The sequence below is a fragment of the Streptomyces sp. NPDC050610 genome, from assembly GCF_040654875.1.
GTDB lineage: Bacteria > Actinomycetota > Actinomycetes > Streptomycetales > Streptomycetaceae > Streptomyces.
On record NZ_JBFAIV010000013.1, the window covers coordinates 183,130 to 196,409 of the forward strand.

The 13,280-nt window shown below is 71.7% G+C and carries 12 protein-coding genes; 8 read left to right on the forward strand and 4 right to left on the reverse strand.

What is annotated here, in order from left to right:
• Positions 1-87: 87 nt before the first annotated feature.
• The 4 genes from AB0I22_RS18490 to AB0I22_RS18505 form a co-directional block, all read right to left on the reverse strand.
• Positions 88-336, reverse strand: coding sequence for a hypothetical protein (locus AB0I22_RS18490; protein ID WP_363131845.1), 249 nt, complete (start codon positions 334-336; stop codon positions 88-90).
• A 278-nt stretch (positions 337-614) separates the two neighbouring features.
• Entirely contained in the window at positions 615-2,885 is a 2,271-nt protein-coding gene (malQ, locus tag AB0I22_RS18495) for a 4-alpha-glucanotransferase (protein WP_363131846.1), read from the reverse strand.
• On the reverse strand, positions 2,886-3,173 hold the full coding sequence (locus AB0I22_RS18500; RefSeq protein ID WP_363131847.1) for a hypothetical protein: 288 nt from the start codon (positions 3,171-3,173) through the stop codon (positions 2,886-2,888). It lies immediately after the preceding gene.
• 391 nt (positions 3,174-3,564) lie between these two features.
• Positions 3,565-4,101 carry an HNH endonuclease gene (locus tag AB0I22_RS18505; protein ID WP_030889939.1) on the reverse strand — a complete coding sequence of 179 codons (537 nt, stop codon included), beginning with the start codon at positions 4,099-4,101 and terminating at the stop codon, positions 3,565-3,567.
• A gap of 266 nt (positions 4,102-4,367) precedes the next feature.
• Here AB0I22_RS18505 and AB0I22_RS18510 point away from each other — a divergent pair, with 266 nt between their 5' ends.
• From AB0I22_RS18510 to AB0I22_RS18545, 8 genes are all read left to right on the forward strand, one after another.
• Positions 4,368-5,444 (forward strand): mechanosensitive ion channel family protein, encoded by a 1,077-nt coding sequence (locus AB0I22_RS18510; protein WP_363131848.1) that lies wholly within the window; start codon positions 4,368-4,370, stop codon positions 5,442-5,444.
• A gap of 53 nt (positions 5,445-5,497) precedes the next feature.
• Positions 5,498-6,019 (forward strand): DinB family protein, encoded by a 522-nt coding sequence (locus AB0I22_RS18515; RefSeq protein WP_363131849.1) that lies wholly within the window; start codon positions 5,498-5,500, stop codon positions 6,017-6,019.
• A gap of 189 nt (positions 6,020-6,208) precedes the next feature.
• Positions 6,209-7,405 carry an ROK family transcriptional regulator gene (locus AB0I22_RS18520; RefSeq protein WP_363131850.1) on the forward strand — a complete coding sequence of 399 codons (1,197 nt, stop codon included), beginning with the start codon at positions 6,209-6,211 and terminating at the stop codon, positions 7,403-7,405.
• A gap of 132 nt (positions 7,406-7,537) precedes the next feature.
• Positions 7,538-8,887: an ABC transporter substrate-binding protein gene (locus tag AB0I22_RS18525; protein WP_363131851.1), complete on the forward strand. Its 1,350-nt coding sequence runs from the start codon at positions 7,538-7,540 to the stop codon at positions 8,885-8,887.
• Positions 8,888-8,953: 66 nt separating this feature from the next.
• Positions 8,954-9,898: a sugar ABC transporter permease gene (locus tag AB0I22_RS18530; protein ID WP_363131883.1), complete on the forward strand. Its 945-nt coding sequence runs from the start codon at positions 8,954-8,956 to the stop codon at positions 9,896-9,898.
• A 4-nt stretch (positions 9,899-9,902) separates the two neighbouring features.
• Positions 9,903-10,811, forward strand: a complete 909-nt coding sequence (locus AB0I22_RS18535; RefSeq protein ID WP_363131852.1) for a carbohydrate ABC transporter permease — start codon at positions 9,903-9,905, stop codon at positions 10,809-10,811.
• 6 nt (positions 10,812-10,817) lie between these two features.
• A complete protein-coding gene (locus AB0I22_RS18540) occupies positions 10,818-12,071 on the forward strand; it encodes a 6-phospho-beta-glucosidase (protein WP_363131853.1) in 1,254 nt (417 codons plus the stop codon).
• Entirely contained in the window at positions 12,062-13,084 is a 1,023-nt protein-coding gene (locus AB0I22_RS18545; RefSeq protein WP_363131854.1) for a BadF/BadG/BcrA/BcrD ATPase family protein, read from the forward strand. The genes AB0I22_RS18540 and AB0I22_RS18545 overlap by 10 nt, the downstream gene beginning before the upstream one ends.
• Positions 13,085-13,280: the final 196 nt, after the last annotated feature.

Consider the following 13,280-nt stretch of genomic DNA (forward strand, 5'->3'; position numbering starts at 1 on the left):
AGAAAAAAACCGCGCACCCCTGAAGAGGGATGCGCGGCACGCATCAGGCCACGGCGAAGGCGCGGGACGGCCGTGCGGCCGTCGGCGTCACTTCTTGCTGTAGTGCCAGTCCGACTTCTTGGAGCCCACCATGACCAGGCCGGTGATGACCAGGAAGAGGACGATCGGCGCGGCGACATAGAGGCCGAGCGTCTGAATGACGCTGAGGCCCGGACCCGGGTCGTCGCCATCGTCGCGGGTGAGCGCGAACGCGGGGGACGACATCAGCAGCACCAGTGTCACGCCGGCGGTGATCGTGCCGGCGCGCAGGGCGTTCTTGTTGACCTTGTTGCTCACGGAGTCAACGTATCGGACGTGCGAACGCTCCGCGCGCCCGGGGTGGCTTATGGATGGCCGAGATGGCGTATGGCCGGGAATGGCCGCGCCGGCCCACGGTCCCGCCACCGTGCCCCGGCGCGAGATGACCGGATTCGGGCGCGGGAGGGGCGCCCCGCGGCCGGTACGCACGCCGGTACGCGCTTCCGCCCCCGGTCGGTGCGCCGCTGCCCGCCTACGCGCCCGGCCCCCGCGACGAGCGCCGGTACCCGGTCCCCGCTACCGGCGCCCGGCTCCCGCTACCGGCGCGCGTGCCGCGATGGCCCCCGGAGTTCGCTCATGAGCGCGTGCAGCCGCGGCGACGCCGCCAGTTCCTCGAAGGAGACGGGCCGGCCGCGCGCGTCCGCGATCGGCAGCCGCCAGTTGGGGTACTGCCGCCACGTCCCCGGCAGGTTCTGCGGGCGGCGGTCGCCCACGGCGTCCGGCAGCCACACCCCGACCATCCGGGCCGGTGTGCGCAGCAGGAAGCGGTGCACGGCCTTGATCGCCGCCTCCTCGTTCCCCGGCCCCTCCGGCAGCAGCCCCAACTGCCCGAGCAGCGCCATCCACTCCGCGACCTCGATCGCGTCCTGGCCCCGCTCCTGCGCGAGGGGCCGCGCCAACAGTCCGAGCCGGTGCCGGAGTTCGACGTGTTCGCCGGTAAGGCGGGCCGCCGTGCTCGGCAGGTCGTGCGTGGTGGCCGTGGCGAGGCAGCCCGCGCGCCACGCCTCGGGGAGCAGCGGCCGGGGCCGGCCGGGAGCCACGGGAACCGCCTCCGCCGCCGGCTCTCCATCGGACTCGGCCCCGGACTCCGACTCGGCCCCGGACTCGACCTCGGCCTCGGCCTCGGCCTCCGACGCATAATCGCGCTCGAACCACAGCACCGACGTGCCCAGCGCGCCCCGCTCCGCCAGGGCCCGGCGCACGCCCGGCTCCACCGTGCCCAGGTCCTCGCCTATGACGACCGCGCCCGCGCGGTGCGCCTCCAGGGCGAGGACGCCCAGCATCGCCTCCGCGTCGTAGCGCACGTACGCGCCCTCGGTCGGCCGGCGGCCCGCGGGGACCCACCAGAGTCGGAAGAGCCCCATCACGTGGTCGATGCGCAGCGCGCCCGCGTGCCGCAGCATGCCGCGCAGCAGCCCCCGGTAGGGGGCGTAGCCGGCGGCGTCCAGGGCGTCCGGGCGCCACGGCGGGAGGCCCCAGTCCTGGCCGCGGGGGCTGAAGGCGTCCGGGGGCGCGCCGATCGACATGCCGGAGGCGAACGCGTCCTGCTGCGCCCAGGCGTCCGCGCCGCCCGGGTGGACGCCGACCGCCAGGTCGTGGACGAGCCCGACCGGCATCCCGGCGTCGCGCGCGGAGCGCTGGGCGGCGGCGAGCTGCTGATCGGTGAGCCAGGCCAGCCGGCAGTAGAAGTCCACGCGGTCGAGCAGTTCGCCGCGGGCGCGGGCGGTACGGGTCGAGCGCGGGTCCTTGAGCCCCGCCGGCCAGGCGTGCCAGTCGGAGCCGTACACCTCGGTCAGCGCGCACCACGTGGCGTGGTCGTCCAGGGCGCGGCCCTGCTCGGCGAGGAAGTCGCAGTACGCGGCGCGGCGGCCGGGCGAGAGCGGCACGGCCCGTATGAGCTCCAGGGCCTCGCGCTTGAGCGCCCACACCGCGTCGCGGTCGATCAGCCCGCTGCCGTCGAGCACGGCGGAGCGCAGCACCGCGGCGCGGGCGAGGAGCGCCGCGGCGTCCTCGCGCGCCTGCCCGGCGAGGTGGGCGTACTCCGGCACCTGCTCGACGCGCAGGTACACCGGGTCCGGGAAGCGGCGCGAGGAGGGGCGGTAGGGCGAGGGGTCGGTGGGGGCGCCGGGCACGGCCGCGTGCAACGGGTTGACCTGCACGAAGCCGCAGCCGAAGGACCGTCCGGACCAGGACGCCAGCTCGGCGAGGTCGCCGAGGTCGCCCATGCCCCAGGAGCGCGCGGAGAGGAGGGAGTACAGCTGCACGAGGAAGCCGTGGCTGCGGCCGGCGGGCTCGGGCATCCGGTCGGGCGTGACGATGAGCGTGGCGCGGGCGGACCGGCCGTCGGGGGCGTGCGCCCGCAGCACGTGGCTGCCGAGCGGCAGCCCGCCCGCGTCGGCGGCGCCCTGTCCTGCTCCTCCGTCGCCGTGGAAGAACGCGGCGCCGTCCCAGGGGAGGCGCTCGCCGCTCTCCGTCTCGACGCTCAGCGCGGTGCCGTCGGGCAGGACCGGCAGCGGCGGCGTGCGCCGGGGGCGGGCGGCGGCCCCTTGCGCGCCGTCGGCGGCGGTGGGGCCGTGCGCGGTCTCGACGGGGGCGCGCAGCACCACCGTGGCGGGCAGCAGCCGGCTGCGCTCCGCCAGCGCGTGGTCGTCCAGGGCGGCCCGTACGGACCGGGGCGTGGAGGCGTCGACTCCGAGCGCGGCGAGCACCTCGACGACGGTGTCCTCGGACACCCGGACGCTGCGGCCCGGTGAGGGTTCGTAGGACGTGGCGACGCCGTGCAGCTCGGCGAGCCGCGCTCTGGCCACTCAGACCTCCACGTACTCCGCGCCGAGACCGGCGGTGGTGGGCTCGCTGGTGAGCGGTGGTTCGGCGGCGTTCGGGGACTCGCTGGTGAGCGGGGTGGCGTCGGCGAGCGGCGGCTCGCAGGTCAGCGGCGGCTCGACGAACGCGCCGGAGCCGTCCAGACCGGAGTCGGGGCCCGAGACGCCGTCGAAGAGGTCGGGCTCCTGCGGGGGCAGGTCGGGTTTGGAGAACCCCGGAATGCCGGAGGTGCTGGAAACAGCGGAGAGCAGGAGTTGAGCGGACGCGGCCACACGGGCCTCCTGGAGGTGATGGCAGTGGGACACATTTGCCCTACCCACTCGCGGCGAGGGCAGACGTCTCGAATTGGGGAACGTGCTCCAGGTCACATTACGTTCCCGGCAGGCGATTTCACGGCCGTATGCCCTGCCGGAAGAAGAGAATGCGGACCAAGTGGACATCTCGGCGGCTTTTTTGCGGTGGCGCGTGGGACGGTTCGGGGCTCCTGGAGGGGGTGCGCACGGAGGCGGCGGACACCCGGTTCAGCCGCGTCCGGGGCGTCGGCTCGTACGGGAGGGCCGGTGTCCGTACGGCCGTACGGACACCCGTACGGCCGTATCCCGCGCTTCCCGGCGGCGCCGCGCGAAGCTGCGCGACACGCCACCGCACGACGATGGCCCGGTCTCAGGCGGAAATGCCGTCGATCCGGGCCATGGCGTCCTCCGCGCCGTATGCCTGCAAGTAAGGCAGCCAGCGCGGGTCCCTATGCCCGGTCCCGATGATGCGCCAGGCCAGCCCGGATGGCGGCGCGGGCTGGTGGCGCAGCCGCCAGCCGAGCTCGGCGACGTGCCGGTCGGCCTTGACGTGGTTGCAGCGGCGGCAGGCGGCGACCACGTTCTCCCAGGCGTGGGGTCCGCCGCGGCTGCGCGGGATGACGTGGTCGACGCTGGTTGCGACGCCACCGCAGTAGGCGCACCGGCCGCCGTCCCGGGCGAACAGGGCGCGGCGGGTGAGCGGGACGGGGCCGCGAAAGGGCACCCGTACGAACCGCTTCAGCCGCACGACGCTCGGGGCGGGTATGACATGGGTCGCGCTGTGCATAAAGGCGCCGGAGTCCTCAAGGCAGATGGCCTTCTCATTGAGGACGAGTACGAGCGCGCGGCGGAGCGGTACGACGCCGAGCGGCTCGTACGACGCGTTGAGGACCAGGACATGCGGCACGGGTGCCTCCTTGTACGCCGGCGGCGCGTGGCTCGCGCCGGGACGATCTCCACCAAGTGTCCCCCGCTCCCTGGTCGGAGCGCCACCATCACCAGGTAACGGGCCACAGGTGTTTTGCAGCACACCTCTTTCATCCCCCGCTCACGCCCCGGTCAAGACCGGTGATCAATCGAACACAGCAACGGGGCACCGTTGCCCTCCCGTTACTCTGGTTGGCTGTCCGCGCCGTGCTCCGGCGGGCATGTCCGACACGAAGGGTCCCTGCTGTGTCCTGGTCCGCTGTCCTGGCCGCCGACACCACCCCGCACCGCGTCACCTCCCTCGACGAGGCGACGCAGACGGCGAACAACGCCGCCGGCTGGGTGGAGGAGAACTGGTCCACCTGGCTCGGCAACGGCCTGCGCATCATCCTGATCATCGTGATCGCGGTGGTGCTCCGGTCGCTGATCCGGCGCGGCATCACCAAGCTGATAGCGCGCATGAACCGCACGGCCCAGGCCGTGGACGGCACGGCGCTGGGCGGCCTGCTCGTCAACGCCGAGCGGCGGCGGCAGCGCTCCGAGGCCATAGGTTCGGTGCTGCGCAGCGTCGCGTCCTTCGTGATCATGGGGACGGCGGCCCTGACGGTCCTCTCCGTGCTCCAGATCAACCTGGCCCCGCTGCTGGCCAGCGCGGGCGTGGCGGGCGTGGCCATCGGCTTCGGCGCCCGCAACCTGGTCACGGACTTCCTCTCCGGCGTGTTCATGATCCTTGAGGACCAGTACGGCGTCGGCGACGAGATCGACGCGGGCGTCGCCACCGGCACGGTCATCGAGGTCGGACTGCGCGTCACCAAGCTGCGCGGCCCGAACGGCGCCATCTGGTACGTGCGCAACGGCGAGGTCAAGCGCATCGGCAACCTCAGCCAGGGCTGGTCCACCGCGGAGGTCGATGTCACCCTCCGCTACGACGAGGACCTCGACCGGGCCCGTACGGTCATCGCCGCGGCGGGCGAGGACATGGCGAAGGAAGCGCCGTGGGACGAGTCGCTGTGGGAGGCGGTCGAGGTGATGGGGCTGGACTCGGTCACCCTCGACTCGGTCGTCGTCCGCGTCCAGGCCAAGACGATGCCGGGCAAGGCGGCGGGCGTCGAGCGCGAGCTGCGCTGGCGCATCAAGCAGGCCCTCGACGCCGAGGGCATCCGCACCGGCGCCCCGGCCGCGACCGCCGCCGACGACCCCGCCCCCGACCCGTCGGCGGCGGTGGCCGCCCCGTCGGCCCTCGGCAACCCGACATCGCCCCAGTCCATGGCGACGGCCCCGATACCGCAACAGCCGCCGGCGCCGCCTGCGCTGGGGAAGTGAGAGCCCTCCACAAGTCTGTCGAACGGCCGTACGGGCGTGCGAAGGTGGCGCGTATGTCGACTACACACATGGGGCGGTCCATACCGCCCGCGCACGCCGGTGAACGCGCCATGCTGGAGAGCTGGCTGGAATTCCAGCGCGAGACGCTGGCGATGAAGTGCGCGGGGCTGGACGACCGTCAGGCGCGGCTGGCGGCGGTGGAGCCGTCGGCCATGACGTTGCTCGGGCTGGTGCAGCACATGACCGTGGTCGAGCGGCGGTGGTTCCAGGAGGTGCTGGCCGGGCGGGAGGCGTCGTACGACGAGGCGATCGGCGACGGGTTCACGCTCGTCCCGGAGCGCGGCATCGACGCGGCGCTGGCCGACTGGCGGGCGGAGGTCCAGCGGTCGCGCGAGGCGGCCGCCGAGGGCTCGTTGGACGACTCCGGGGAGCTCACCGAGCAGTTCGCCAAGATCCTCGGGGAATCGACGATCTCACTGCGGTGGGTTCTGGTGCACATGATCGAGGAGTACGCGCGCCACAACGGGCACGCGGATCTGATCCGGGAGCGCATCGACGGGGTCACGGGGGTGTAGACGCGTACGGCCTCCGCCACCGGCCCCCGGGCGACCGTCCGGGGGCCGGTCCTGCGTTGATAACACTTTGACAAGCAGCGTGTTCGGACCATTGACGCCCCACTGACGTCGGCTTTAACGTCCTGTTCACCGATAGGAAAGTTTCCTAACAGACAGTCGAAGGCGATGTCGAAGGGCGGGTGCACCACCATGGCCGGGACCCCCGGGACCCCGCGCGTGCTGCGGGCCATGAACGACCGCGCCGCGCTCGATCTGCTCATCGCCCACGGCCCGTTGACCCGCACCCGGCTCGGCGAGCTGACCGGGCTGTCCAAGCCCACGGCGTCGCAGCTGCTCAGCCGGCTCGAAGCCGCTCAGCTGGTCCGGTCCACCGGGAACGTCACCGGGCGGCCCGGACCGAACGCGCAGCTGTACGAGGTCAATCCGACGGCGGCGTACGTCGCGGCCCTCGCGGTGGACCCCGACGGGATCACGGCCGTCGTCGCCGACATCACGGGGCATGTCGTCGGCGAGCACCGGGCGGAGGCGCGGGACGCCCCGGCGACCGGGCGGGAACGGACCGCCGAGCTGGTGGCCGAGGTCGTGGGGCACGCGCTGGCCGACGCCGGGCTCGGGCTCGACGCGCTGCACCGGACCGTCATCGGGACGCCCGGCGCGCTCGACCCGCAGACCGGCGCCCTGCGGTACGCGCCGCACCTGCCGGGCTGGCACTCGCGGACCATCCGCGACGAGCTGGCCAAGGTGATCGGCACGCCCATCGTCATCGAGAACGACGTGAACCTCGCGGCCATCGCCGAGCAGCACGACGGCGCGGCCCAGGACTTCGACGACTACGTGCTGATCTGGGCCGACGAGGGCGTCGGCGCCGCCATCGTGCTCGGCGGCACGCTGCTGCGCGGGGCGACCGGCGGGGCCGGCGAGATCGGCTATATGCCGCTGCCGGGCGCCCCGTTGGCGCGCGGCGGGCCCGTCACGGCGGCCCGGCCGGACGCCGGCGGCGGGTTCCAGAGCCTCGTGGGCTCGCCCGCCGTGCTCGCCCTCGCCCGGGAGCACGGCATCGAGGCCGACACCGCCGCCGACGCCCTGGAGGCCGCGCTCACCACCCCCGGCGCGGGCGACGAGGTCCTCACGGAGCTGGCGCGGCGCATCGCGGTGGGCATCGCCGCCGTGGTGGCCGTCGTCGACCCGGAGCTGGTGGTCCTGGCCGGGGCACTGCCGCAGACCTGCGGCGAGCGGCTGCGCGAGCTGGTGGCGGCCGAACTGACCGGAATCGCCCTGCCCGAACCGCAGTTGCGGATGACCGCCGTGGACGGCTCCCCCATTCTCATCGGCGCGCTGCAGACCGCGCTCGCCGAGGCGCGCAACACGGTTTTCGACACGGCCTGACCCCCACCGGGCCCCGTGACGGCCGCGACGGTCCGCCGCCGCACGAGCAGTTCCGCCACTCCCTCCCCATTCCCGTCATAGGCCCCGCCATAAGTACCCGCCACAAGTCCCCGCCACAAAGGAAGTTCCGCCATGCCGCGTACGCGAAGTCGCCGCGCGCCGGCCGTCCTCGGCTCGGTCCTCGCCACCGCCGGCCTGCTCCTCGCGGGCTGCGCCAATCCGAGTACCGGAAGTGACACGGACGACCCGACCAAGCCCGTCACGCTGAGGTTCTGGCACGGCTGGTCGGACAAGAACGAGGTCAGCGCCATCAACGCGTCGATCAAGCGCTTCGAGAAGTCGCACCCCAACATCCATGTGCAGTCGACGGGCAACGTCACCGACGAGTCCATCAACCAGGCGCTGCGGGCGGGGGGCGACGACGCGCCGGACGTCGTGTCGTCGTTCACCACCAACAATGTGGGGCAGTACTGCTCGTCGGGCATGTGGGTGGATCTGGACCCGTTCATGAAGAAGTCGGGCATGGAGAAGGCGAAGGTCTTCCCCAGCACCTTGCTGGACTACACGCGGTACGAGGGAAAGCAGTGCGCGCTGCCGCTGCTCGCGGATTCCTTCGGCCTCTACTACAACAAGGACGCTTTCGAGAAGGCCGGCATCTCCCGGCCGCCGCACACCATGTCCGAGCTCAAAGAGGACGCGGTGAAGCTGACGGAGCGGGCCAAGGGCGGCTCGTACAAGCAACTCGGCTATATGCCCGACTTCCGGCTCTACCAGAACAGCCCGGACCGCCCCTTCGCCCAATGGGCCCCCAAGTACTTCGACAAGGACGGCAAGGCCGCCCTGTCGAAGGACCCCGTCTCGAAGCAGTTCTTCACCACCCAGCTGGACATGGTCAAGGCTCTCGGCGGCTATGACGCGCTGGAGAAGTACCGGACCGGCTTCGGCGACGAGATGTCCTCACAGAACGCCTTCAACACCGGCAAGCTGGCCATGATCATGGACGGCGAATGGCGCGGGCTGAAGCTTAAGGAGGACAAGGCCAAGTTCGCCTGGGGCACCGCGCCCATGCCCGTACCGGACGATCAGGCGGACAAATACGGGCGCGGATATCTGACCGGCACCGTGGCGGGCATCTCGCACAGCAGCAAGCACCAGAACGCGGCGTGGGAACTGGTGAAGTTCCTGACGGCCGACACCGATCAGGTCGTCGCCTTCGCGAACGCCATTCACAACGTGCCGTCCACCTTCGCGGCGCTGAAGTCGCCGAAGCTGGACGCGGACCCCGCCTTCCGTACGTTCCTGGACATCGCGCAGAACCCGAACAGCCAGACCGTACCGCCCTCCAACAACGGCGGGCAGTACGTCACCACACTCCAGGACTTCTCCTACAACGCGGAGGCCGGAAAGGTCCCGGACCTGGACAAGGGCCTGCGCGACCTCGACAAACAGATCGACGCCGACAACGTCCAGTCAGAGAACTGACGGAGTACCGCCATGGCCATATCCCCAGCTGTCACCGAGTCGCCCGCGCTCAAGAAGCGGGTCCGGATGGACAAGGCGCCCGAGCTGCGCCGCAAGCACACCCGCGAGCGACTGCGCACCATCGGGTTCCTCTCCCCCTGGCTGGTCGGTTTCTCCGTCTTCTTCGGTTATCCGCTCCTCGCCACCGTCTATTTCTCGTTCATGCACTACAACCAGATCAAGGCCCCGGACTTCGTGGGCCTGCGCAACTGGAAGTACGTGCTGACGCAGATGCCGCTGTTCGGCCCGGCGCTGTGGAACACGCTGTGGCTGGTCGTCGTGATGGTCGCGCTGCGCGTCGTCTTCGGCCTCGGCATCGGCCTGCTCATCACTAAGATCAAATCCGGTGTCGGGTTCTTCCGGACCGCCTTCTACATTCCCTATCTCGCGCCGCCCGTCGCCGCGACCGTCGCCTTCGTCTTCCTGCTGAACCCTGGTACGGGCCCGGTCAACGAGGCGCTCTCGGCGATCGGCATCGACGCGCCGAACTGGTTCAACGACGCGGCCTGGGCCAAGCCCTCGCTGGTGATGCTCTCCCTGTGGGGCATCGGCGACCTGATGGTCATCTTCATGGCCGCGCTGCTGGACGTGCCCAAGGAGCAGTACGAGGCCGCAGAGTTGGACGGCGCGGGCGCGTTCTCCAAGTTCCGCTATGTGACCTGGCCGTCGATCACCCCGATCGTGATGTTCGCGGTGGTCACCGGCGTCGTGCAGACCATGCAGTACTACACGCAGGCGCTGGTCGCCGGGAAGCTCGCCTCCGGCGTCACCATCGGCCCCGGCACGGTCATCCAGCCCGGCTACCCCGACCACTCGACGCTCACCGTGCCGCAGCTCGTCTACCAGCTCGGCTTCCAGAACTTCAACACCGGCGCGGCGTGCGTGCTCTCGCTCGTACTCTTCGTCATCGCCATGGCCGTGACCTCGCTGCTGATGCGCAAGCGCGCCGGCCTGCTGACGGCGGAGGACTGATCCCGTGACCTCGACCACCCTGACCGCCCCGCAGCCCGCGCCGGCCCCTTCCCGGGGCGCCCCGGCGCGCCTGCCGGCCCCCGTCCGCCGCAAGCGGGCCCTGCACTGGATCGCGGTGCACGCGGTCGCCATCGCCGCCGCGCTCTTCTTCGTCCTGCCGTTCGTCTTCGTCTTCCTGACCTCCGTGATGAGCGACAGCCAGGCGATGAGCGGCGACCTGTGGCCGCACGAATGGAACTGGTCCAACTACGCCGACGTCATCAACACCCCCGGTTTCCTGGACTGGTGGAAAAATTCGCTGATGTACGCGGGGCTGGGCACGCTGTTCACCGTGTGCTCGTCGATACCCGTGGCGTACGCGCTCGCCAAGTTCCGTTTCCGGGGCCGCCGGACCGCGATGCTGCTGGTGATCTCCACGATGATGCTGCCGCCGCAGGTCATCGTGATCCCGATGTACCTGGTGTGGGCCCAGCAGCTGCATCTGTCCGGCTCGCTGTGGCCGCTGATCATCCCGATGGCGTTCGGCGACGCGTACTCCATCTTCCTGCTGCGCCAGTTCCTGCTGACGATTCCCAAGGAATACATCGAGTCGGCGAAGGTCGACGGCTGCGGCGAAATGCGCACGCTGCTGAAGATCGTGGTCCCGATGGCCAAGCCCGGCATCGCGGCCGTCGCGCTCTTCCAGTTCTTCTACTGCTGGAACGACTACTTCGGACCGCAGATCTACGCGGCCCAGAACCCGGCCGCGTGGACGCTGAGTTACGGGCTCGAATCGTTCAAGAGCGCGCACAGCGTCAACTGGAACATGACCATGGCCGCGACGATTCTCGTCATGGCCCCTGTCATCATTGTTTTCTTCTTCGCACAAAAGGCCTTCGTCGAAGGCGTCACTCTCACCGGAGTAAAGGGCTGATTTTTCGTGAAGCTCGCAGTGGTCGGCGGAGGCTCGACCTACACCCCCGAACTCATCGACGGATTCGCGCGGCTGCGCGACGTGCTGCCGTTGGAAGAGCTCGTCCTCATCGACCCGGCCGCCGACCGGCTGGAGCTGGTGGGCGGGCTGGCGCGGCGCATCTTCGCCAAGCAGGGCCACCCCGGCCGCATCTCCTGGACCGATGACGTCGACGCCGGCGTGGACGGCGCGGACGCCGTCCTGCTCCAGCTGCGCGTCGGCGGCCAGGCGGCCCGGAACAAGGACGAGACCTGGCCGCTGGAGTGCGGCTGCGTCGGCCAGGAGACCACCGGCGCGGGCGGCCTCGCCAAGGCGCTGCGCACGGTCCCGGTGGTCCTCGACATCGCCGAGCGGGTCCGGCGCCGCAACCCGGACGCGTGGATCATCGACTTCACCAACCCGGTCGGCATCGTCACCCGCGCGCTCCTGACCGCCGGGCACAAGGCCGTCGGCCTGTGCAACGTGGCCATCGGCTTCCAGCGGAAGTTCGCCAAGCTGCTCGACGTCACGCCGGAGGAGGTCGCCCTCGACCACGTGGGCCTCAACCACCTCACGTGGGAGCGGGGCGTGCGCGTCGGCGGCGAGGACGTGCTGCCGAAGCTGATCTCCGAGCACGGCGACGCCATCGCGGCGGACCTGCACATGCCGCGCTCCCTGGTGGACCGGCTCGGCGTCGTCCCCTCGTACTACCTGCGGTACTTCTACCAGCACGACGAGGTCGTACGGGAGCTGAAGACCCAGCCGTCGCGCGCCGCCCAGGTGGCCGAGATGGAGAAGCAGCTCCTGGAGATGTACGGCGACCCGGCGCTGGACGAGAAGCCGGCGCTGCTCGGCAAGCGCGGCGGCGCGTTCTACTCGGAGGCGGCCGTCGCGCTGACCTCCTCGCTGCTGCGCGACACCGGCGACGTGCAGGTCGTGAACACCCTGAACAACGGCACCCTGCCGTTCCTCCCCGACGACGCCGTCATCGAGGTCCCGGCCACGGTCGACGCCCGCGGCACGCACCCGCTGCCGGTACGGGCGCTGGAACCGCTGTACTCGGGGCTGATCGCGAACGTCACGGCGTACGAGCACCTGGCGCTGGACGCCGCCCTCAAGGGCGGCGAGGGCCGCGTGTTCGACGCGCTGCTGGCGCACCCGCTCGTCGGCCAGATCGAGTACGCGCGGAAGCTGACGGACGACCTCATCGCGCACAACCGGGAGCACCTCACGTGGGCCTGACCGACGCCCAGTCACCCCGGGCGCTCCACCCCGGGGCAACGCTCGCCATCGACGCGGGCAACAGCAAGACCGACGTCGCGCTGATCGCGGCCGACGGCGGCGTGCTCGGCACGGCCCGCGGCGGCGGCTTCCAGCCGCCGACGATCGGCGCCGAGCGCGCGGTCGCGGGCCTGGCGCCGCTCGTCGCGCACGCCGCGCGGCAGGCGCGCGCCGGAAAGGGCGGACCGCTCCTCGTGGAGCATGTCTCCGCCTGCCTGGCCAACGCGGACCTGCCGGTGGAGGAGGCGCGGTTGGAGGCGGAGATCGTCTCGTACGGCTGGGCCCGTACGGTCACCGTCGCCAACGACACCTTCGCCCTGCTGAGATCCGGCCTGCCGGACGAGACCGAGCCGACCGGCGTCGCCGTCGTCTGCGGCGCGGGCATCAACTGCGCGGGGCTGGCGCCCGGCGGCCGCAGCGCCCGCTTCCCCGCCATCGGCCGGATATCCGGCGACTGGGGCGGCGGCGGGCACCTCGCCGACGAGGCCCTGTGGTGGGCGGCGCGCGCCGAGGACGGGCGCGGCGAGGACACCGAGCTGGCACGGGCGCTGCCCGCGCACTACGGCCTGACGACGATGCTGGAGCTGATCGAGGCGATCCACCTCGGGCCGGTCACGCACGCCCGGCGGCACGAGATCAACCCCGTGCTGTTCGCGGTGGCCGCGGCGGGCGACCCGATCGCGCGCGCGATCATCGCCCGGCAGGCGGACGAGGTGGTCACGATGGCCACGGTCGCGCTGACCCGGCTGGACCTGCTCGACGTGAACGCGCCCGTCGTCCTCGGCGGGGGGGTGCTCGCGGCCCGCCACCCGCTGCTGCACGACCGGGTGGTGGAGCTGCTGGCCGAGAGCGCGCCGAAGGCCGCGCCGGTGGTCGTCACCGCCCCGCCGGTGCTGGGCGCGGCCCTCCTCGGCCTGGACCACGCGGCGGCCCCGGCCGACGCCTACGACCGGCTGCGGGCGCACTACATGTAGCGGACGCACCGCGGGTCACGGACGCGGTGCGCGCTATGGGGGCATGGGCGCGGTGCGCGCTATGGGGGCATGGGCGCGGCGGCCGTCGCCGCGCGGGTCGTCCGGGCCCCGTCTCCGTGGGGGAGGCGGGGCCCGGCGCCGCCCGCGAGGGCGGTCCCGTCCCCCGAACGGCCGCTGCCGTCCCGCGCATCGCACG